At 35.1% G+C, this 23,970-nt stretch carries 16 protein-coding genes; 11 read left to right on the forward strand and 5 right to left on the reverse strand.

All coding sequences use genetic code 11. The annotated features are described in order from the left end of the window. Positions 1-4: 4 nt before the first annotated feature. The 4 genes from ASE21_RS06355 to ASE21_RS06370 all read right to left on the reverse strand — a co-directional run bounded on the left by ASE21_RS06355 (position 5) and on the right by ASE21_RS06370 (position 7,430). Positions 5-1,552 carry an alpha-N-arabinofuranosidase gene (locus tag ASE21_RS06355; RefSeq protein ID WP_057121751.1) on the reverse strand — a complete coding sequence of 516 codons (1,548 nt, stop codon included), beginning with the start codon at positions 1,550-1,552 and terminating at the stop codon, positions 5-7. Between the two features lie 50 nt (positions 1,553-1,602). Beyond that, positions 1,603-2,613, reverse strand: coding sequence for an arabinan endo-1,5-alpha-L-arabinosidase (locus tag ASE21_RS06360; protein ID WP_057121753.1), 1,011 nt, complete (start codon positions 2,611-2,613; stop codon positions 1,603-1,605). Between the two features lie 166 nt (positions 2,614-2,779). Beyond that, positions 2,780-4,342, reverse strand: coding sequence for a RagB/SusD family nutrient uptake outer membrane protein (locus ASE21_RS06365; protein ID WP_057121754.1), 1,563 nt, complete (start codon positions 4,340-4,342; stop codon positions 2,780-2,782). Between the two features lie 31 nt (positions 4,343-4,373). Then, positions 4,374-7,430, reverse strand: coding sequence for a SusC/RagA family TonB-linked outer membrane protein (locus ASE21_RS06370; RefSeq protein ID WP_057121756.1), 3,057 nt, complete (start codon positions 7,428-7,430; stop codon positions 4,374-4,376). Between the two features lie 567 nt (positions 7,431-7,997). Between ASE21_RS06370 and ASE21_RS06375 the strand changes: the two genes are divergently transcribed. Further along, positions 7,998-8,687 (forward strand): NUDIX hydrolase, encoded by a 690-nt coding sequence (locus tag ASE21_RS06375; RefSeq protein WP_057121758.1) that lies wholly within the window; start codon positions 7,998-8,000, stop codon positions 8,685-8,687. A gap of 311 nt (positions 8,688-8,998) precedes the next feature. Here ASE21_RS06375 and ASE21_RS06380 read toward each other — a convergent pair whose 3' ends face one another. Further along, entirely contained in the window at positions 8,999-9,997 is a 999-nt protein-coding gene (locus ASE21_RS06380) for a GntR family transcriptional regulator (RefSeq protein WP_057121760.1), read from the reverse strand. 101 nt (positions 9,998-10,098) lie between these two features. Between ASE21_RS06380 and ASE21_RS06385 the strand changes: the two genes are divergently transcribed. The 10 genes from ASE21_RS06385 to ASE21_RS21555 all read left to right on the forward strand — a co-directional run bounded on the left by ASE21_RS06385 (position 10,099) and on the right by ASE21_RS21555 (position 23,758). Continuing rightward, a complete protein-coding gene (locus ASE21_RS06385) occupies positions 10,099-11,154 on the forward strand; it encodes an aldose epimerase family protein (RefSeq protein ID WP_057121762.1) in 1,056 nt (351 codons plus the stop codon). A gap of 23 nt (positions 11,155-11,177) precedes the next feature. Continuing rightward, positions 11,178-12,338 carry a galactokinase gene (gene galK / locus ASE21_RS06390; protein ID WP_057121764.1) on the forward strand — a complete coding sequence of 387 codons (1,161 nt, stop codon included), beginning with the start codon at positions 11,178-11,180 and terminating at the stop codon, positions 12,336-12,338. Between the two features lie 16 nt (positions 12,339-12,354). Beyond that, positions 12,355-13,416 carry a UDP-glucose--hexose-1-phosphate uridylyltransferase gene (locus ASE21_RS06395; protein ID WP_057121766.1) on the forward strand — a complete coding sequence of 354 codons (1,062 nt, stop codon included), beginning with the start codon at positions 12,355-12,357 and terminating at the stop codon, positions 13,414-13,416. A 247-nt stretch (positions 13,417-13,663) separates the two neighbouring features. Then, positions 13,664-15,349, forward strand: coding sequence for a sodium/sugar symporter (locus ASE21_RS06400; protein WP_057121767.1), 1,686 nt, complete (start codon positions 13,664-13,666; stop codon positions 15,347-15,349). 470 nt (positions 15,350-15,819) lie between these two features. After that, positions 15,820-19,245, forward strand: a complete 3,426-nt coding sequence (locus ASE21_RS06405; RefSeq protein ID WP_242410234.1) for an RHS repeat domain-containing protein — start codon at positions 15,820-15,822, stop codon at positions 19,243-19,245. 54 nt (positions 19,246-19,299) lie between these two features. Beyond that, a partial coding sequence (locus tag ASE21_RS22220; RefSeq protein WP_242410241.1) for a DUF6443 domain-containing protein occupies positions 19,300-19,631 on the forward strand: 332 nt, incomplete at its 3' end. A gap of 26 nt (positions 19,632-19,657) precedes the next feature. Further along, positions 19,658-20,911, forward strand: a complete 1,254-nt coding sequence (locus ASE21_RS22225) for a 3-coathanger stack domain-containing protein (protein ID WP_057121772.1) — start codon at positions 19,658-19,660, stop codon at positions 20,909-20,911. Between the two features lie 140 nt (positions 20,912-21,051). Continuing rightward, a complete protein-coding gene (locus tag ASE21_RS22385; RefSeq protein WP_262487401.1) occupies positions 21,052-21,183 on the forward strand; it encodes a hypothetical protein in 132 nt (43 codons plus the stop codon). Then, positions 21,159-22,970: an RHS repeat domain-containing protein gene (locus tag ASE21_RS21550; protein WP_057121774.1), complete on the forward strand. Its 1,812-nt coding sequence runs from the start codon at positions 21,159-21,161 to the stop codon at positions 22,968-22,970. The genes ASE21_RS22385 and ASE21_RS21550 overlap by 25 nt, the downstream gene beginning before the upstream one ends. Positions 22,971-23,503: 533 nt before the next feature. Beyond that, entirely contained in the window at positions 23,504-23,758 is a 255-nt protein-coding gene (locus ASE21_RS21555) for an IS1-like element transposase (RefSeq protein WP_410503558.1), read from the forward strand. The last annotated feature ends 212 nt before the right edge of the window (positions 23,759-23,970 follow it).

Consider the following 23,970-nt stretch of genomic DNA (forward strand, 5'->3'; position numbering starts at 1 on the left):
TATTTTATTTTCCTTCTAAAACAACAACAGAGAAAGGAGGAATTGTAATTTCAAGTTTTCCTTTTTTGTTTTCGAAACCTTTAAAAACGGTTGGAACAATTTTGTCCGGATTTTCGAATGAATTGTAATCTTGTAATTTAGCCGATGTTATAATAGTTCCTGTGAAGTTTTTTACACCTAAATCATTTACATCAATTTCTATTTTGTTTTTATTTTTTGCGTCAACATTTACCAAAGAAATGTGAACTGCTCCATTTTTATCTTTTGATGCCGAAGCTGAAACCGCAGGCAGTGTTTCTCCATTAAAAGTATATAATGGTGATTGGAAACTTACCGGCAGTAATTTTGCATCCTGATGTACAGCATACATTTTCATTACAGAATATGTCGGCGTTGTAATCATTCTTGCTTTGTCTGTTAAGATTACGGCTTGCAGAACATTTACGCATTGAGCCAAATTGGCCATACGAACACGGTCTGCATGATTATTAAAAATATTAAGCGTTGCTCCGGCCAAAACTGCATCTCTCATGGTATTCTGCTGATATAAAAATCCCGGATTTGTTCCTTTTTCTACCTCATACCAGCCTCCCCATTCGTCTACAATCATGGCAACTTTTTTCTCCGGATCGTATTTGTCCATAATAGCAGCATGTTTGGTAACCAGCTCTTCCATTTTTAAAGCCGACTGCATGGTTTTAAAATAACCTTCTTCAGAAAACTCCCTGTCGCTTCCTTTTTTTTCCCAGTTAATAACAGCGTAATGGTGAACTCCAAGTCCGCCCAGCATATTGAGTGGAATATTTTTCATTAAAACTTCTGTCCAGTTGTAATCGGAGCTGTTTGATCCTGAAGCAATTCTGGTAATTCCTCCTGTATTTTCCCAATCAGACATAAATGTGGCAAACTTGCGGTATTCTCCGGCGTAATATTCTGCGGTCATGTTTCCACCACATCCCCAGGCTTCATTTCCAATTCCCCAGAATTTTACTTTCCATGGTTCTTTTCTGCCATTTTTCTGACGTAAATCACTCATCGGACTTTTCCCGCTAAAATTGGTATACTGTACCCAGTCTGCTAATTCCTGAACGGTTCCGCTTCCTACGTTTCCGGATAAATAAGGTTCCGCACCCAAAAGTTCACACATATTAAGGAAATCGTGTGTTCCAAAACTATTGTCTTCTGTTACACCGCCCCACCATTTGTTTACAATAGTCGGTCTTTGGTTTTGAGGCCCAATTCCGTCTTTCCAATGATAAGTATCTGCAAAACAGCCGCCCGGCCATCTTAAGTTTGGGATTTTTAATTCTTTTAAAGCCTTAACAATATCATTTCTAACACCGTTTGTGTTTGGTATTTTTGATGTATCGCCCACAAAAAAACCGCCATAAATACAACGCCCTAAATGTTCGGCAAAATGACCATAGATGTTTTTATTGATAGCTGGCGAATCAGCATTATTTTTTATTGCAATTACTGTAGTTTGATTTTGGGCAAAACTGACATGATTACAAAGTGCAAATAGAAATGAGATTAAAAGTGCTTTTTTCATAGTGGTTTTTATTGTAGAGGAAACTCCGAAAAATTTCCTCTAATTTTATTTTAATAAGAAAGTGACGGCCATCCTGATGACCATGTAAAATATACAATTTCAAGTTTCGGATTTCCATTATCGGCTCCGTCATAATAATGTACTGACCCTTTTTGTGTCCCTGCAATTCTTGACAAATGACCCGGACCAATGTAATTTCCCTGTGCTGCTAAAACAGTAGTGCCGCCGCCGCTTTTTAAAGAAACTCCGTTTTTATCTACAAAAGGCCCAAACGGACTTGTCGAACGGCCTACAACAATATAATAGGTGCTGTTTACTCCATTACAGCAAGTGCCCCGGTTTACAAACATATAATAATAACTGCCTTCTTTAATTAAACAAGGTGCTTCCCAACTTGCGCCGTTTCCGCCTGCAACAATAGTTTTGCTTCCGGTAGTTTTTCCTGTCGAAGGATTAATTTGAATAACTCCAATTCCGGCATGCCATGAACCATAAGCCATATAAACATTTGAACCGTCAACTAAAATAGAAGGATCGATCGCATTTACATCTGAAGCCGAGGAAGAAGAAACAACAACTCCGCGATCTGTCCAGTTTGTTCCTGCACTTTGAGAAATTGCCGGTGTAGTAACCAGACCAATTGCAGAAGTCGCAGATCCAAAAGTAGAACAGGAATAATACATATTCCATCTGTTATTAAACCATGCAACATCTGGAGCCCAGAATGTTTTATTAAAACCCGGTACATATCCTGTAATCCAGCCTGGCGTAGAAGTAAATACAGAGGTTCCCCAGGTCCAGCTTGTTAAATTTGTTGAATAGGTCATAGGAATATTATCTCCTGTTGTAAAAACATAATAATTGACACCGCTTTTTACAATTGTGCCAGGATCATGAGACGGAACGTTTCCGCTTACTGTTTTGGCAGTTAAATTTTTTACCTGAGAATTTTGAGGCTCTGCTGCTTGTGCCGCACTCTCATTTGCAGGGATTGTAATATCTTCATTTTGACAACTTGCGAATAATATTGCGAATAAAACCAAACTTGTAATTGTTTTCATTTTTCAAATTTTTAGTTACTGTTTCAATACTTAATCTTGTAATCGCATTCTCTTTTATAATACCATATGACAGACTATTAATCTGCCATATAGTACTAAACTCTAACTAACTCAAAATGTATTTTTAGTTCCGTCTTATTGTAAACTGTGACTGAAAACTGAAAACTTAATAACTGTCGTTTTGAACAGTTCCGGGATTGTTATCCATTTCCAGCTGCGGAATTGGATAATATTCCCTTCCTTTTGTATAAGAATTAAACTCGGCATCTCTGGCTTTCAGCCATGCTAGTTTTGTTGGATTATCTAACCATCCCCAACGACGGATATCATCAAAACGGTGTCCTTCAAGAGGAAATTCCAGAAATCTTTCATGACCAATTTGTTCTCTCATCTGATCTTGAGTCATGCCCGGTTTTGTTACAGATAAGTCAGGCAGGTTTACCCTGTTTCTTACCATTTGAATATAAGTGTAAGCTCCCTGAGTATCGCCTGTTTCGTTTAAACATTCAGCATACATTAAAAGAATGTCGGCATAGCGAAGCAATCGTTCGTTGATTCCGGAGCGCCAGTCATATTCGTCTGCAAATTCTCCATCAGAATTTTGATATTTTCTACAGAATATATCATTTAAGTCTCCTGGACTTGCAGCATAAAAAGTGGCAAAATCTTTTCCATACAATTGCATTCCACCAGGTTTATTATAGAAAATTGTGGCGTCTAAACGAGGATCAACTGTTCCTGCTTTTGTTTTTTCCTGCTGAAATTCATTAAATAAAGCCCATGTTGGCTGTACATCTGTCCAGCCAAACGCTCTTGGCGCATATGTAATGGCACGCGCAGAGGTTTTCCCCCAGCCAGATGCAGGAGCACCTCCCCAGCCTAAATCAACACCTCCGGCATCTCTGCTGAATTGCACCTCAAAAAGAGATTCTGAATTGTTTTCATTCGCTGTTGTAAAATTATCGCGGTAATTTGCAACTAAAGAATAAACTCCTAAATCGATCACTTGCTTAAAAGTAGTTCTGGCATTAGTAAAATCTTTTATAAATAAATAAGCTTTTCCTAAATATCCTAATGCTGCACCTTTAGTTGCACGGCCTTTTTGTCCGGCATCTAATCCTGAAATTCCATCATAAGAATTAGGCAGTAAATCAGCAGCAGACTTAAAATCGGCGATAACTTGTGCCCATCCTTCTTCTTGTGTTTTTTGAGGATAGTAAACGGCTAATTCTGTTGGAAGCGGAACATTTTTAAACAGGTTTACGGCATGAAACAAATATAATCCTCTTAAAAAATATGCCTGACCTAAAATTCTGTTTTTTAAAGCCTGATCTGCAAAATCAATTCCCGGTACATTTGTCAAAACCTGATTGGCTCTGTAAATTCCCTGATAATACGTTTCGTAAGCCCATCCGTAAATGGCAGCATCTGCTACGTTTGAGTTAAAATGTCCGGCATTGTACATAGAACCCCATGGGCTGTTTGTGCGGGCATCATCTGCCCTTGCATCAAGAAGTAATGGCGTACTTCTCATGTATGTCCCGTCTGTTAATAAACTTCCGTAAGCAGCATTTACTCCCTGCAGTGCATCCTGATCCGTCTGCCAGAACGAATCGACTGCATTATTATTTGGGTCAAGCTGTTCTAAGTCTTCATTATCAACACAGCTTGTTGTTACCAAAGCCAGCAGAAAGAAAACTGCTATATAATTGAATATTTTATATTTCATTGTAATACGTTTTTAATGGGTTAAACCGGTTTTAGAAACTTACTTCTACTCCTAAAGAAATGGTTCTCGGATTTGGAAAAGATCCTGCATCATATCCTCTTGAAATTAATCCGTCACTGTTAAAATCAGGATCATATCCTTTGTATTTGGAAATTGTCAGCAGGTTTTGACCATTCAGATAAACTTTGGCTTTTTGAATAAATTTATCTTTAAACGGAATATTATAACCAATTTCCATTGTTTGTAATTTAACGTAATCTCCGCTTTCAATAAATCTGTTAGAATCTCTGGCATTTCCGTTAGGATCTCCAATAACCGGTGCCGGAACGTTTGTATTTGTATTTGTTGGTGTCCAGTAATTCAATTCATCTGTGTGGTGATTGGTATATTGTCCGATCATTAAATTGCGGTACATGGCATTAAAAACTTTATTGCCGCCGCTTCCCTGCCAAAACATTGAAAAATCGAAGTTTGAATAAGAAGCACTAAAATTAAGACCAAAACCATATTTAGGAATTGTAACACCCTGAAAAGTTCTGTCGGCATCTGTAATTATTCCATCAGAATTTACATCTTTAAATTTTACATCACCAGGTGCAGCACCTGTTTGTGTTGGCGAAGAAGCTACCTCAGCTGCATTTTGAAAAATACCAATCGCTTCCCATGCAAAAAGTTCTCCTGCAGATCTGCCTACTTCTGTTTTAGAAACTGCTCCGTAAATAGGGTTTCCGTTTACTCCAATTTTTGTAATTTCATTTTTCAGAGTACCAAAGTTTGCCGCAATATCATATTTAAATTTATGATGGTGATTGCTGTAAGATGCTGTAAACTCAACTCCTGAATTTTGCATTGCCCCTGCATTTGTTGTTACATTAGAAGGAAATGCGCCTGTTGAAAAGGGCAGCGGCACACCAAGCAGTAAATCATCTGATTTTTTTAAGAAATATTCTGCTGTAAACTGCAGATCATTATCTAAAAAACCTAACTCAAGTCCAATATTTGTACTCGATGTTTTTTCCCAATGAACATTTGGATCAAGGGCACTTACAACAGTTGTTCCCGGAGCCAGTTCGTTGTTAAAGTCGTAACCTGCAAAGCTGTTTACGGTAGTTGCAAAAAAGTATTGCGGAATAGTATTATTACCAATTGTACCGTAACCTCCTCTAAGTTTAATATTGCTTACCCAGGATGGTAAATGGATAAACTTTTCATTGCTGATTCTCCATCCTCCTGAAAAAGAGTAAAAGTTTGCAGAGTTATTTATCTGGCTGAAAAGAGAGGTTTTATCTTGTCTGAAGTTTGCCTGCAGTAAATAACGGTCGTCATAAGAATAATTTAATCTGCTTATGTATGAAACTCCCGTAATAGTAAATTTGTATTCTGATGCATTTCTTGCATCTGCATATTGAAGCATGCTGATTTCACCCGGTTCAAATCCAACTCCTCTGGTCGTTATACTATGGTTGTCGCGTTTTTCCTGAATCCATCCTGCTAACGCATCAATTTTATGTTTTCCAAGAGTTACTTCATAAGTCAATAAATTGTTTAGGAATGTTCTCAACTCATTTCCTGTCGAAATATCCAGCGAAGCTTCATCATTTGTAGTAATGTAATACCATCCTAAATCACTTGGTGGAATAAATTTTCTATTCTCCCAATCTGTTCTGTCGTAACTTACGTCAAGTTTATATTTTAGGCCTTTTACAATTTCAAGTTCTGCCCAGACATCTCCAAGAAATCTGTTTCTCTTTCCGCTGTTTTCTATCAAATTATTATAGCCAATAGGGTTCATCGAAATAGCTCTCTGCGTTAGGTTATCTGTTCCTCCATATCCGCCAAGTCTGTTTGGATCGTAAACCGGCATGGTTGGAACCGCTCCTAAAATATCGCTGATCACGGTTTGTCCGGCATTATATTCATTAAATATCTCTTTATCAGATTGTGTGTAGCCCATTTTTGCTCCATATTTGAATTTTCCTTTTTTACCATTCAAATTCAAATTGGTAGACAATCTCTCATAATCCTGAGGTGTTCTTACATAACTTGTATTTTTAAAATAATCGACATTAAAACTATACGCTAAACTTTCTGCACCGCCTGTAAATGTAAGTGCCTGATTTTGTACAACACCTGTTTGCAAAGCTTCTTTCTGCCAGTCTGTATTTACATTTGAAATATAGGAAGGACTTGAAGGATCGTTTCCTGGTGCAATATTTACCGGAACACCTGCTCTGATATCTCGGTTTCTTTCGGCTTCGCTGGTAATTTTTTGATAGCCCAGACGATCTGTGACATCCCATTTTTTTGGTACTGTCTGAAGACCAACAATAGATTTAAATTTAACATCCATCCTGCCTTCTTTTCCTTTTTTCGTTGTAATAATTACAACTCCGTTGGCACCGCGAACACCATAAATAGCGGCCGAAGATGCATCTTTAAGAACCTGCATCGATTCTATTTCTCCCGGAGCAAAATCATACGGCGCGTCGACCATAATTCCGTCAATAATAAAAAGCGGATTATTGTTTGTAAATGAAGTTATCCCCCTGATTTTAATGTTTACAAAACCTCCCGGTTCGCCAGATGACTGAACCGTTACTCCCGGAACTTGTCCCTGAAGCATTTTTGCCGCATCGTAGGTAACTGTTTTTTTAGCAGATTCCATATTTACGACACTTACAGATCCTGTTAAGTCAGATTTCTTTTGTGTTCCGTAACCAATAACTACTACTTCATTTAATTTATTGGTGTCTTCATTTAAAGTAATATTGATTTTTGTTTGATTTCCAACAGCGATTTCTTTGTTTTGAAATCCTATAAATGAATAGATTAAAACATCATTTGGAGATGCCTTAATCGAATACTCTCCGTCAAATCCAGTTGTGGCAACTGTTTTGGTTCCTTTAATCATAATATTTACTCCCGGCAGAGGCAGATTATCTTGTGCCGAAGTAACAACTCCGTTAATCACTCTGCCCTGAGCCGACATTTGATTAACAGCAAATAATAGCATAAAGATTGCTAAAATCCAGTCTTTTTTTGGCAATAAAAAATTGCGGTAAAAAATTAATTGTTGGTTTGTTATCATACTGGTTTATTTAAGGTTGGTTTTTGTTAGTTAATAAGTGTTAATCTTACATTTGTAAATTTAACTAAAAAAAAACCTCAAAAACAAATTAATATGACAAAAAAACAAGTGAAAAAAAACACATATCGTAAATTAAGTGTAAACTAAACATTTAAAATCTTGCTGTTTTTTTCAAAAAAACAACCATTTTTTAAAGCTTAATTGTGTAAAAACTACACTTTTTATAAAAATGCCTCTTTTTAAGCAAAAAAGCATCGCATTAAAAAAATGATAAAAGAGCTGTTTTTTAGTTATTTGAATGCGAGAAAAACTTTAATTTTGTAAATAAAAACTTATTCTATACTTATGTTTTAGCCCTTATTTTGAACTTTCATTCAAAAAACTATCCTGTAATGTCCTGTTTTAGACTTAAAAAAATCATAAAAAGAAAAATGAATGTTATTTTTGTTCAAAAAAAAGATTTTTTAACGCTATTTCTAAAGAGTTATTTATGTAAGTGTGAAATCTACATTAATAAATTATGATAGAAATCAGGAAGTTTATATCTTTACCAATAAAATATTGAATATGCTAAACAATTATAGCTCTGCCGATAAGGTCTTACTAGCGGTAGATTGTATTATTTTTGGATTCGACAATGACGGTTTAAAAATACTTTTAATTCAAAGGGATTTTGAACCGGAAAAAGGAAAATGGTCATTGATTGGCGGATTCTTAAAACGTGATGAAGTTTTAGACGATGCCGCTATCAGAATTTTAAATACATATACAGGTTTAAACGATATCTATATGGAGCAGTTATATGCTTATAGTGAAATTGATCGTGACCCTGTCGAAAGAACAATATCTGTTTCCTATTTTGCTTTGATCAATATTGAAAATCATAATGCCGAACTAATTAAAAATTATCATGCAGAATGGTTTCCAATTAACGATGCGCCAAACTTAATTTTTGACCACAATGAAATGGTTCAAAATGCTATAAAAAGACTTCGTTATAAAACTTCCATAAAACCTATTGGCTTTGAATTGCTTCCTGAAAAATTCACTATGCGCCAGCTTTTAGAATTGTATGAAGCGATTTTAAGCAAAGAGTTAGATAAGAGAAACTTTATCAGCAAAATTAATTCTCTTGAAATCCTGAACAAGCTTGACGAAAAAGATATGCAGTCATCCAGAAAAGGATCTTATTTGTATACGTTCAATAAAGAGAAATATGAAGAGAAACTCTTAAACGATTTTGTCCTGAACTTATAAAAAGTTAGCCACAGATTTAAAAAATCATTTTAATCCTTTTAATCTGTGGCAATTTAATAAAAAAACAAAACCCTGAAATCCACAACTTTCAGGGTTTTTTCTTCAATAAAACTACTATTAAAAAAAATAAACAATTATCTTTTAACCTTTGTTTCAACGATTATTATGAACACTAATCGATAAAAACAATTAATAAGTGTAAAATTTACATTTGCAAATGTAAACAAAATAAATCTTTCAAAACAAAAAAATAATTTTTATTAATTTATAATTGGTTTATTAAACAAAAAGGTGTTTTGCTGTGAAATAAGTTATAACGAATTACGCATAATTAAAGATGATTTATTTTCAATTTGTTCTTTTTTGCCTTTCAAAACCATTTCGGCCAGAATCTTTCCCATTGCTTCAAAATGTGTAGAAATGGTTGTAATTCCGTTTGCCGCAATTTTTTTCAGCGGTGTTTCATTATATGATATTATACCAAAATCAGTTCCCAGTTTTAGGTTTTTATCTCTCGCATTTTCGATTACTCGAACCAAATCACGATCATTCGGAATAATGTATAAATCTCCTGCCGTAATTTCCCTGTTTGTAAATTCAGTTATAATTTCAGATTCAAAGTGATATTCGGCACAAAAATCTTCAAAACCCAGTTTCATTCCCAATGGTTCTCTAAATCCCGGAAAAATCAAAATTAATTTTTTGTATTTATTCAGTCTTTCTTTTCCTTTTTTCAAACCTTCAAAAATATCTTTTTGATGATTTTGATAAATCGCCGGATAGGATTTTAAATCAGGATTGGTCTGGTCCAGAATAATTACTTCACCTACTGGTAGGGTTTTTATCGAATTCAGAATATCTTTTAAATCTGTCGGCATCAATATGTATTTTGTATAATTTCCGTTGCTGTCGTTTATCAGCTTTTGAAAAACCTGGCTGTTAAAATGGTGAAAGAAAATATCAACCTGAACATTTTTGCCAATGTTGTTTAAAAACGAATTATAAATGTCTTCTTTAAAAATATTCAACTCATCAAAAAGTAAAAAAATCTTTTGTTTTATAGTGATTTCAACGCTTTTAACGTAATATCCTTTTCCGGGAATGGCATAAATAATTCCTCTTTTTTTAAGTTCATCATATGCCAGCAAAACAGTATCGCGCGACATCGAAAAAGCCAGACACACTTTATTTACTGAAGGAAGGCGGTCGTTTTTTACAAGCTTTTCTTCTTCAATTGCTTTTTCTATTGAAAGAATAATCTGTTTATATTTTGGCAGACCAATGTTATTTTGGATCGAAATTATATTCATACGAAAAGTGAATTTTGTGCAATATACAAAAACTGGTAGGTACTGGTATGCAAAAATAAAAAATGTTTCTATTTTTGAATTTCATTTTTGGCAAAATTTACATGGAAATAAAACATAAATCGCATTTAAAGGAAACTAATAATTCTAAATCCTTTGGTTTCATGCCAGATAACAACGAAATTCATTCTTTCGAATTATCAAATAAAAACGGTATGAAAGCAGAGATTATAAATTATGGAGCAACGGTAACGTCTTTACAAATTCCGCTTTCTAATGGAAATCTAGTTGATGTCGTTTTAGGTTTTGATTCCCTTTCTTCGTATTTAGAATCTTACTCTCTGCCAAGTGCGCCTTATTTTGGAACAACAGTTGGCCGTTATGCCGGAAGAATTAATAAAGGAAATTTTGCTTTAAATGGAAAAACGTATCAGTTAAACCAAAACAATAACGAAAATTCGCTTCACGGCGGCAATGTTGGTTTTGGAAAAAAAACATGGAATGTTACCAGCCAGACTTCAGGCGAAAATCCATCTGTAACTTTTAGTCTTATAAGCGAGGATTCAGATGAAAATTATCCGGGAGAATTGCAGGTTGATTTAACCTATACCCTGACTGAAGAAAATGAATTGAAATTAGAGTACAAAGCAGTTTCGACAGAAGATACGATTATAAATTTAACGCATCATAGTTATTTTAATCTTGACGGGCACCAGACAAGCGTTTTAAATCAGAAGATTTTTATTGATGCCGAAAAAATGTTAGAAACCAATCAGGAAAATATTCCAACAGGAAAATTTATTGACCTTAACCATCACGAGTTTGATTTTAGAACTGAGAAGAATTGTCCGGCTTCAATCGATAATTCCTTTGTCCTTAAAACAACAAATGAGGCTGTTGCCGCTTTATCGAGCTCAAAAAACAATTTGAAAATGAATGTCTTTACAGATCAGCCAAGTGTACATATATATGTAGGCGGAAATTGTTTTGATGTTTTAAAAGGAAAAAACAATGCTGTCTATCATTCGACAAGCGGTATTTGTTTTGAAACCCAAAATTTTCCGGATGCTCCAAATCAGGCGCGTTTTCCGAATCCTGTTTTAAAAAAAGACGAAATATATACTCAGAAAACAGTTTACAAATTTGAGAATATCAACTAAAACTAACTGCCAATTACAATACAATGAATGACATTTTAATACAAAATACTACTGCTTTTTTTGAAAAGTCTTTTGGATCTAAACCAGAAAAAGTGGTGCTTTCTCCGGGAAGAATTAATATTATCGGTGAGCATATTGATTACAATGATGGTTATGTTCTGCCGGCCGCAATAGATAAGGTTATTTGTTTTGCATTTGAAAAAAGCAATTCCAAAAAATCAAAAATTATCGCAATTGACTTAAACGAAGAATTTGAAATTGATTTAACTGAAGAGGTTAAATTGAGCGACATTGTCTGGACCAATTACATTCGCGGTGTCATAAAACAATTGCAGGATAACGGATTTTCTTTTGAAGGTTTCAATTGTGTTTTTAGCAGTAACATTCCGGTTGGATCCGGTTTATCTTCTTCTGCAGCTTTAGAGTGCGGAATGATATTCGGAATTAAACAGCTTTTTGATTTAAAAATTGAAAAAGTCGATATAGCATTATTAGGACAAAAGGCAGAACACTGGGTTGGGATTAACTGCGGAATTATGGATCAGTTCTCGAGCGTTCATGGTCTTGAAAATAAAGTAATAAAATTAGACTGCAACACGCTGGATTTTGAATATCATAATGCCGATTTTAAAGAGTATTCTCTTGTTTTATTTGACAGTAATGTTAAACATTCCCTTTTTACATCTGAATATAATACCCGCAGAATTGAGTGTGAACAGGGATTATCCATCATTAAAAACAATTTTCCGGAAGTAAAAAGTTTTAGAGACTGCTCTGAAGAACAACTTTTAAGCATTCAGGACAAAATGAGTGAAACTGTTTTTAAAAGAGTCTATTTTGTTGTAAAAGAAATTAACCGTGTCATAAAAGCCTGCGAAGCTCTGGATAAAGGAGATATAGAACTTTTAGGACAATTGCTTTTTGAAACCCATTATGGTTTATCGCAGGAATATGAAGTAAGCTGCGCCGAACTCGACATGCTTGTAGATACCGCAAAAGCAGATAATGCAATAATTGGTTCCCGTGTAATGGGAGGCGGTTTTGGCGGCTGCACTATAAATTTAATTAAAAAAGGACATGAAAATGAGGTAAAAAGTAAGTTTTCAAATCTTTATTTAGATACATTTGGGATTCAATTAAAATTTTATGATGTAAAAATCTCAAACGGAACAACATTACTTTAATACCACACACAACACAATGAAAAATTTTGACATTAACGAAGATCCTCACAGACGTTTTAATCCCTTAATTAATGAATGGGTTTTGGTTTCACCTCATCGTGCAAAACGTCCGTGGCAGGGACAAAATGAAACCATTTCGACAGAATCACTCCCAAAACATGATCCGGAATGTTATTTATGTCCCGGAAATGCCCGTGCAAACGGAGTAAATAATCCTGCATACAAAAGCAGTTTTGTATTTGACAATGACTTTGCTGCATTAAAACAGGATGAAATTATTTTTGAAGAAGATATTAAACATACATTTTTTAAGGCAAAACCAGAACAGGGAATTTCGAGAGTGGTTTGTTTTTCTCCAAGACACGATCTTACCTTACCGGAAATGGAAGTTTCGGATATTGAAAACATTGTAAAAACATGGCAAAAAGAATATACTGATTTAGGAAGTATTAAATATATCAATCACGTTCAGATTTTTGAAAACAAAGGGAGTGTAATGGGCTGCAGCAACCCGCACCCACACGGTCAGATCTGGGCGCAGTCTTCACTGCCAACTCAGGTTGAAAAAACGCATCACAGTTTAAAATCTTATTTTGATAAAAATCACAGAACTTTATTAGAAGATTACGTTCAGGCCGAGTTAAAAGCCGGAGTGCGAATTGTAATCGAAAACGAACATTTTGTTGCATTGGTTCCATTCTGGGCAATCTGGCCTTATGAAACGATGATTGTAAGCAAAAAAGCAATCAGCAAAATAACTGATTTTAACGCTGAAGAAGTTTCGGCTTATGCCAAAATTTTAAAACAGTTAACGATTAAATACGATAATTTATTCAATACTTCATTTCCGTATTCGTCAGGAATCCATCAGGCGCCAACAGACGGTTTCGATCATCCTGAATGGCATTTTCATATGCATTTTTATCCGCCTTTGCTTCGTTCTGCAACTGTAAAAAAATTCATGGTAGGATATGAAATGATGGGAGAATCGCAAAGAGATATTACTCCCGAAAAAAGCGCCGAAATTTTAAGACAGCAAGCGGAGATTCATTATAAAAATGCTGTAAAAATTGACTAAATTTTTAGGTTTATAACCTGCGGTCTAAAAATTTAACAGAATTTACCGTCTATAAATGTAAATAACACATTTAAAATAGTTGTTTTTTAAGTTTTTATTTTAAATTTGGCTTTTGTTCTTAATTTGATAAAAATATAACAGAATAAAAACACATATTTCAAATTTAAACGCATTAACCAAAACAAATATCATTTTTAAACTTTTTAACTTAAACAATCTATACTAATTATCTAAAATACTATTAACAATGGACCAAAGGCTTTCACTCGCAGATTATGCGGTTTTTATCATTTACTTTATCGTAGTCTCTGTATACGGCTACACTGTTTATCGCAAACGTAAACAAGACGAACAAGACGCAAAAGCCTATTTTCTTGCCGAAGGAAATTTAACATGGTGGGCAATTGGAGCTTCTTTAATTGCATCAAACATTTCAGCAGAACAATTCATCGGAATGAGTGGTGAAGGTTTCTTTTTAGGAATCGCTGTTGCCGCTTACGAATGGATAGCTGCTATTGCCTTAATTATTGTAGCTGTTTGGTTTATTCCTGTTTATCTTAAAAATAAGATCTACACGATGCCTCAATTCTTAAAAACACGTTACAACGAATCGACTGCTTTGATTATGGCTGTTTTCTGGTTGTTTCTTTATGTTTTTGTCAACTTAACTTCTATTCTGTATTTAGGTGCAGTTGCGATTAATGGACTTGCGGGAGGAGAATATCTTCACGTTATTATGGTTGGTTTAGCTGTTTTTGCTTTGTTTATTTCTCTTGGAGGAATGAAAGTTGTGGCTTATACTGACGTTATTCAGGTTGCTGTATTAATCATTGGTGGATTGGTAACTTCTTATATCGCCTTAACTACAGTGGGACAATATTTTGGAGTTGGCGAAAATGCAATTGCCGGTTTTAAAGTTTTAATGAAAGAAGCTCCGGAACATTTCAAAATGATCATTCCGAAACCAACTGCAGCTTCATCTCAAAATGATATTGATAAATATTTGACCTTCCCAGGCTTGATGTCTTACCTTGCCGGTATCTGGATTATCAACTTAAATTATTGGGGATGTAACCAATACATTACACAAAGAGCTCTTGGTGCAGATTTACAAACTGCACGTACAGGAATTTTATTTGCCGGTATGTTAAAATTATTGATGCCGTTGATTGTAATGCTTCCTGGAATTGCTGCTTTCGTTTTATACAAAGACGGACATTTACCTCAATTAGTTGGAGGAAAAGACGGTGCTTATTCTGCAGTATTGACATTCCTTCCAACAGGTTTAAAAGGACTTTCTGTTGCGGCTTTGACTGCTGCAATTGTGGCTTCGCTTGCCGGAAAAGTAAACAGTATTTCGACGATTTATACTTTAGATATTCATAAAAAATACATTCAAAAAGAAGCTGGCGAAAAACAGCAGGTAAACATTGGTAGAATTGCCGTTTTTGCCGCAATGCTTTTAGCCGTTTTATTTACATGGAATGATATCCTGGGAATTGGTGGTGTAGGTGGTTTCACATACATTCAAAAATACACCGGATTTATCAGCCCTGGGGTTTTTGCAATGTTTGTTTTAGGTATGTTCTGGAAAAGAACTACGGGAGCAGCTGCTATCGTTGGGGTTATTTTAGGATTTGTATTGTCTGTTTTATTCAACGAATATGCTCCGGCTTTATTCGGAAACGAGACTTTATTATATACTGCGTATAAAAATGCTAAAGGCATTTACGAAATTCCTTTCCACATTTGTATGGGATTATCTTTCTTATTCACCACTTTAGTTATGGTTGCAATGAGTTTTGCAGGGCCAAAAGTAAATCCAAAAGCTTTTGAATCTGATCCGGGTATGTTTGCCGTGAAACCGCAAACTACTGTTCTAATTATCATTACATTACTGATTATTATCGCTTTATACGTTAAATTCTGGTAATTTATTAATAAAGTAATTTTGAAGTGAAAAGGGATCCTATTTTAGGATCCCTTTTTTGTTTTGAAGCTCATCTAGTTAGAATCAAATATTAAAATAATAAGTAAATTCTTGTTATTTGTTTTGGTGCTTTAATATTTTATTATAGTTTTACATTACTAATACCAATACTTGCAAAGTAAAGACAGTTTTAAATTTCCACACAAATTCTATTAGAAAAAACAATCATTTCGTTTTGAAATCGCTGCATCGGTGATTTTTCTTTATGATAAAAAAGATTATTTCTTCAATGCGTACGCACTTGTTAAATGTCTTTTTGAATTTATATAGAAAATATACTGTAAATGAAAATGTTTGAATCTAATCTTCTTAAACCAGATTTGTAAATTTTAATGTTTTTATTCAATTTAATGAAAAAATTATCTCCGTTATTGCTTCTCATTTGTTTTTTTAACCAAAAAAATAGTATAAAAATGTTTTCAGTATTTATTTGTCCACTGTTTTTTATAGTATTTTCACTAAATGCACAAATATCTGAAAATGATCCGGCTAAATACGTTCCTAATATGATACCTCCTTCTCCTACGGCCTATGGTTTGGGCAACTATGGAAATACACCAGTTGGTTTATTTACTGGTTCGCAAAACATCAACATACCTCTTTATACTTATAAAACTGCCAATCTGGAAGTCCCGATTACTATGTTTTACAGTTCTAATGGAATTAAAGTTGATGAAATTTCATCAAATGTTGGACAAAGCTGGAATTTAAGCTTCGGAGGAGTTATTACAAGAATGGTAAGAGATAAACCAGACGAAGAAAGAGGCCAATATCCTATCCCTATTTCCATAACTGAAGAAATGGGCCGTTATTCACCACCTGCGTTAGATTTTTATCAATATATTGGAGAAAATGATGTTGACACAGAGGCCGATATCTTTAGTTTTAATTTTGGAAAATATTCAGGCAAATTTATTTTCAATAATGAGGGCGGCATCAATTTAATACCTGCTCAGGAATTAAAAATTGAATATACACTAACCTCAGAAAGTATAAATTTTGTAGTTACAACACCTGATGGAGTCAAATATTATTTTGACAATCAGGAAATCACTACGCAAAGGGTTTTGGGAAGTGGTCATTCTATCCCAAATATAAGCGTTACATCCTGGTATTTAAGCCGCATTGTACATCCTAAAGGAGATGAGATACTGTTTAGTTATGATAATGCTGTTTCCTCCTACACAGCTTCACAGTCACAGACTTACAGAATGCTTTATCCTCGTATACAATATGATGAGGCGGGTAATCTTGAATACCCCACAGGCGGTTTAAGTTCCATTTCTGACCATACAATAAATTTAGCCGGGAAAGCAATAAGGTCAATAAAAAGTACTAATTCTGTTTATGGGGAAGTTGCATTTACTTATTTATCTGCCTCAAGTGCAGATGTAACGTCCGGCAATAACAAAATATCTCAGATCACGATAAAGGATAGAAGTGCAGCAGAAATTGACCGCATCAATTTTACATATACTACAACGGCTAATAAAAGAGTTTTTTTAGATAAAATTCAATTTAAAGATCTTAATCAAAGTTATCAATTTGAATATCTTAGCAAAGAGAGTTTTCCTAAAAGATTATCATTAAGCCAGGATCATTGGGGTTATTATAATGGTAAAAATAATGTCAATATTGTACCTAAACTTACAGCTTATGAACTTGAATCTGTAAATTATAATGGAGCAGATAAAGAACCTAATGAAAATTTTGCGAAAATTGGCTTACTAACAAAAATCATTTATCCAACCAAAGGATATACTTTATTTGATTACGAACCTAATGACTATTATGGCATTCGAAGTATTCCGCAAACTCCGATTTATAAATCCATTAGTGCAGTAACCACTGAAGAAATAAACAGTAAAACTTCGCAGTCAACATTTACCAGCACTTTTCTACAAAATGTACCCCTAGTAGCAGGAGTAAGTTTTTATTGCTTAGATTCTAATTTTAACATTGGAAAAAATAAAGCTACTCTAAGTGTTTACAATGATACTGCAAAACGATATGAATCACTTTACAGATCTGATAACAAGTCAATTGTAAGCATGAATTTTTATCAAATAACTCCAAATACAAGTTCTGAGGCTAAAAACCTGTATTTTATTGCAGCCGCAAACCAAAGCTACACTATAACCTTGACCGCTGAATGGTTTTGTACATCATCATCAATAAACTATAATTATGTACCGGGACCACCTACTACAACACCGGCAAATATTATTACAGGAGGAATAAGAGTACAGCGTACTTCTGATTATTCTTCTTCGTCAGCTGAACCTGTTATAAAAAGATTTTATTATGCTAAAAAAGACGATCTCACCAAATCGACAGGAAACAAAGGACAAGATCCTTATTATATAGACCGCTATAAAGTAGAGAAAATTTTAGAATCTCCAGGTGCAGGACAATTTGGTGTGATAAGTTCAGCAACCTATTTAAACTTATCTTCAAGTAGTTTAACATCTTTATTTGATACAGGCAGTTCAAATGTATTTTATAATTATGTGACTATTTCATATGGATCAGATTCCTTTTTAAATGGAGGAGAAGAACATGAATTTATTGTTCACCGTGATGGAGCAGATGGTTTTGTAATAGGTACTTATGACGTAAGAAGTGCTCCTTTTTCTAATTTAGGCTGGGATAATGGTTTATTAAAAAAAATAAACTATTTCAATAAAGATCTTAAAATAGTAAAACAAACTATAAATGAATATGAAGAAAGAAGTGCTTTAAGAAAACAAGCCATATCATACAGTACAAGAAAAAATTATGAAAAAATTGCCTCAGCGCCAGTTACATATCAATGTACAACAGCTGATCTGACAAAAAAAACACCTTATTGGTCCTGTGTTGCAAATCACACACATCAAATACTAATGAACGAAATATTTTTTGGAGATGGTTATACATGCATCGCGCCGGGCCATGACAACAGGACTACATATATAACGCATCCATGTTATGGAGCAACCCTCCCAAAAACAATTACAAATCTGGCCAACATTGATAATATCAGCATTGTGGCATACAAAAACTATAGTTTTTGGCATTATTTAAAATCTACTCAGGAAATCACTTATGATATTAATGGTGCAAATCCTGTAAGTACCATTATCAATTATAATTACAGAGGGATTAATCATACATTATTATCCTCACAAACTTCCAGTAATTCCAATCAGGAAACACTGGAAACCAAATATTTTTATCCAAAAGATGCTGAAATGGCCACTGAACCATTTGTAACTGATCTAATAGCTGCTAACATGACTGGAATGCCGCTCAATACACAAAATTTCAGAAACACAGTAAAACTATCGGAACAAAAAACAGGTTACGAAAAAAATGCAAATACAAGCAGTTTATTACTGCCGAGATATATGTATGCTAATAAAGGAATATCTGCAATAGTAACTTCTGATAAAAAAATAACATTTAATCAATATGATGACAAAGGTAATATTCTTCTGTATACTCTAGAAAGTGGAATTCCTGTTTCCATAATCTGGGGTTACAATAAAACACAGCCTATCGCTAAAATAGAAAACGCATCATATATTGAAGTTTCATCATACGTTTCTAATTTACAAAATCTTTCGAATACAGGAACAGAAAGTGATTTAATTAAAGCTTTAAATTCTTTAAGGGCAGCAGTTCCTAATGCGATGGTCACAACTTATACTCATATTCCTTTGATTGGTATAAGCACCATTACCGATCCGAAAGGACAAACAACAACCTACAGCTATGACAGTTTTGGCAGACTGGAATTTGTAAAAGACAATAATGGAAATATTCTTTCAGAAAACCAGTACAACTACAAACCATAAACCAAAACCATCATGAAAAATTTCCTAAAACTCCTTTTGGTTTTGTTTCCTGTTATGGCAAACAGCCAGACACAAACGGAGAACTACATCAAAACCGTTACTTATAAAACACCAAGTACCATAAAAATAACAGCCCCAACAATTCAGCAGGCGGCGCAGACTGTAACCTATTTTGACGGACTTGGAAGACCGGTGCAGAAAATTGACTGGCAGCAGTCCCATTCAGGAAAAGACATCGTGACTCATATGGAATATGATGGTTTTGGCAGACAGGCCGAAGATTACCTGCCTTTTAAGGCCGAAACTTCTGCCATGGCTTTTGATGCTGCCGCCAAAACAAAACTGGTATCTTATTACGGAAGCCCTAACCAGGCGGTAAACGGAAANGCCTTTTAAGGCCGAAACTTCTGCCATGGCTTTTGATGCTGCCGCCAAAACAAAACTGGTATCTTATTACGGAAGCCCTAACCAGGCGGTAAACGGAAACCCAGCACTTGAAGCCACAAATAATCCTTTCAGCCGAAAAGAACTCGAATCTTCTCCCCTAAGCCGTGTCCTGAAACAAGCTGCTCCTGGAAATGACTGGAAATCAGGATCAGGACATGAGATAAAACTCGATTACCAGACCAATATTGCCAATGATGTAAAACTTCTTACAGCCACAACTACATGGAATGCTGCTTCCGGACTATATGACATTTCATTTGTAAACGGCGGGTATTATGCTGCTGCACAGCTTTTCAAAACCGTTACTTATGACGAAAACACCGCAGCCAGTCCTGTAGAGAGTGCCGGATCAACAGTAGAATTTAAGAATAAAGAAGGGCAGGTTGTTTTAAAAAGAACTTACGATGCCGGGGTCAAACATGATACTTATTATGTCTATGACATTTACGGAAACCTGACTTATGTAATCCCGCCAAAGGCTGTTGATTTAATAGGAACTGCATCGGGACTGCAGGCAGATATCACCTCAACGGCTGTAACCACCTCCGGAAACACACTCCAGCTGACGGCCTCCAATTCGATCCGTCTGCTGCCGGGGTTTAATGCACAGACAGGAAGCACTTTCAGTGCTGTAATAGACAACGGGACACAGAGTGTCCTGGATAATTTATGTTATCAGTACAAATACGATACTAAAAATCGTCTGGCTGAGAAAAAACTTCCGGGTAAGCAATGGGAGTTTATTGTGTATGATAAACTGGACCGTGTTGCGGCAACAGGCCCTGCCAATTCCCCTTTCTCCGATTTAACTGCCGCAGGATGGCTTATTACCAAATACGATGCTTTTAACCGTCCGGTATATACAGGGTGGTCAACAGCCGCTGCTGCAACCCCAGCCGGAAGGATTACCCTGCAGACCTCACAGAATGGTGCAGCTGTAATTAACGAAAGCAGACAGTCCAGTATAACTATCGATGGTATTACCGTTTATTATACCAATGCTGTAGAGCCAAAGGCCTTCAAGCTTCTAACTGTAAGTTATTATGATAATTATGCTTTTCTAAGCGGCGGCGCCATTGCTGTCCCGACAGCTGTAGAAACACAGACTGTGCTGAATACCGGGCAGATAAAAGGCCTGACGGCGGGTTCCTGGACAAGGGTTCTTACCACCAGTACTGCGGAGGTTATACGTATACAGACAGTAAACTGGACTTTTTAGGCAAACCACAATATAGTATCACCAGACATAAAAGGCTCAGCACAGATACCGAGCTTATCACCAAAGACGTCTTTACTTATTCTGCCCAGGACAGGCTGCTTACACAAACCCATCAGATAAACTCCGGTACTGTCGAGCTTATGGCCAGCAACAGTTATGATGAACTCGGACAGCTCATTTCTAAAAAAGTAGGGAATACAGAAGCAGCGCCAGCACAGAATGTTAATTATGCGTATAACATCCGCGGATGGCTGACTGCTATAACGATATAAATGCACTTTCCAAAACCGGTGACCCAAAAGATTTGTTTGCCTTTAAGATCAATTATAATACAGCTCAATCCGGAATTACGGATGTAAAACCTTTATACAATGGAAATATTGCTGAAACTTACTGGGCCTCCAATTCAGACAACGGCATAATAAGAAATTACGGCTACAAATACGACAATCTTAACAGATTAAAAGAAGGTATTTATAAAAAAGGCACTGTACTAAATGCTTACGATGAAACCCTGACTTACGATAAAAACGGAAATATTGCCAAACTTACCCGAAACGGAAACAGCGAGACCACGCAGCAGATCGATAATTTAAAGTACGATTATGCCAATAACAATAACAGCAACACATTAATGAAAGTTACAGACAGCGCACCTGCAGCCTACAAAGGGTATGGCTTTACAGACAGCGCAGCAAACACCGTTGATGATTACAGTTATGATGCCAATGGGAACATGATCAAAGACAACAACAAAAACATCACGTCCATAACCTATAACCAGTTAAACCTGCCCGCCAAAATAACCTTTGCCGCAACAGGAAACATTGCTTATATTTACAATGCTGCGGGAGAGAAAGTGCAGAAAATTGTAAATGAAACAGGTAAAGCTGCCATAACAACAGACTATCTGGGAGGTTATCAGTATGATAATGCTGTATTGAAATTCTTTCCAACTGCCGAAGGTTATGTAGAGCCTGTATCGGGTTCTTATAAGTATGTTTACCAGTACAAAGACCATCTGGGCAATGTCCGTCTAAGTTATGACAAGACACTTGCCATAAAGGAAGAAAGCAACTATTACCCGTTTGGTTTGAAACAGGAAGGGTATAATAATGTAAAAATAGGTGTTGAGAATAAGTATAAGTACAACGGGAAAGAGCTCCAAGACGAGCTGGGGCTTAATGTTTATGACTATGGTATGAGAAATTATGACCCTGCAATTGGCAGAATGCAAAATCCTGACCCATTAGCTGAATTAGCTTATGACTTAACACCTAATCGTTATTGCTTTAATAATCCTATTAGATTTATAGACCCAAGTGGATTATGGGAAACTACTGCGGGTGGATATACTACAAATAAAGCAGAGGACATAAAACGTTACATGTCTTACTTAGGATTTGAAAATAATGCTTTGAATAATTCTCCTACATTTGCACAACAAAGTACTTTTATTGAGGGAGAGATGTCAGAAGGTGGACAAGGTAAATTAAGCGATGGTTCGACTTTAGCAGATGAATTTTCGGTTACGACATATAAACAAGAAGGCGGTGGAATTATGGGTTATGAAGATGAAAAGTCGTTTGGTAATTTTTGGCATGGAGTTCAAAAAAACCTAACTCCCAATGGTTTAGATACTAGAACAATTGGACAAAATCTATTAGGTTTAACTTATCCTGGAGGAAATAATCCAAAAACATATAGTGGAGCTGATGATTTTTCTTATGTTCCTTCCAGTCTTGCAGAATATCCAGCTATCGGACACGACAGAAGGTATGCAAATATTGGAACAGCAGGAGCGGGAGGACTTTTTGGTGACTCCAAAGCTATAGGTGCAGATTGGAGATTCGTGGGACAAGAATTATCAATATTAACGTTACCAGTAGATATAAAAACAAAAGTACAAGCTGGTTTGTTAGGTGTTGGTTTAGGCTTATTTTCAGCAGGTAAGACAATAATCCAATTAAGTAGTCCTTATAATGGAGGATTGGGTACGGTTTTAATATGGGATAGTGTGGCTAATAAAGGAGTAAATAATCAACCATCAAGTAAATAATTATGGAAAGTTTAAAAAGAAAAGCAAAAAAAAATTCATTATTAGTGTCCTTATTATATGTTGGTTTAGGAACAATAGCTGTTTTGTGTTCATATCCCCCTTTTTATGGAGATTGGGTTCTAGTAGCACTGCTAATTACATTTCCTGTGAGTATTCTAAGTTTTGGAATACTAATAGCTGGTAAATATTACACTGCAGTGATAATTGTCCAATTAATTACATTTGTTATTTTTTGGTATTTGTGTTATAAATTTTTACTGAAAAATATGATAAAGAAAGTAAAGAACAATTATTAAATGATAATAAATCTAACTAAATATAGAACTCTGCTAATATTTAAAAAAGCCACTTCAAACGGGTAGTGTTACAGATTAGGTGTTTTTTATAATTTAACCACTTAACTTACTGAAAAAGAATATAAATTTTATTTATTGAATAGAAAAAGAGACGGCCTGCTGGCCGTCTCTTTCTTTTTTTGTCTTTAAATAAGCCTTAAAATGCTTTTGCCTTACCTTAGTGTTTCAAATAAGGTCATGAAAATAAAATGTAATTTTTGCAATGGCAAATGCATAAAAAATGGATTTCAATCTAACGGAAATCAACGCTATAAATGTTGTATTTGTCAAAGAAGACAGCAGTTTGACTATAGCTACAACGCCTACAAAAGGGATATCAATCAGGAGATAGTGCTGTTCATAAAAGAAGGACTAGGAATAAGAAGCACCGCAAGAATACTAAAAATATCTGCTACGACATTATTGAAAAGAATTATATCAATTGAAAGATAGCGCGGATATGTCGACAACGATAGCGCAGATTTGCAATCTGTGCCCTCAAAGTAACTCAATAATGAATAAAAACGTACAGCTTTATACTGTACTTTTTATTTTTAAAAGATGTTTAGTAAAGAGATAAACGGTTAATTTAGCAGAAGATTATTATTTTATTCCTGCAAGGAATTATTCAGGTTTAAAAAACTATTATAAGAATAATTTTGTGA

Source organism: Flavobacterium sp. Root901, assembly GCF_001429765.1.
GTDB lineage: Bacteria > Bacteroidota > Bacteroidia > Flavobacteriales > Flavobacteriaceae > Flavobacterium.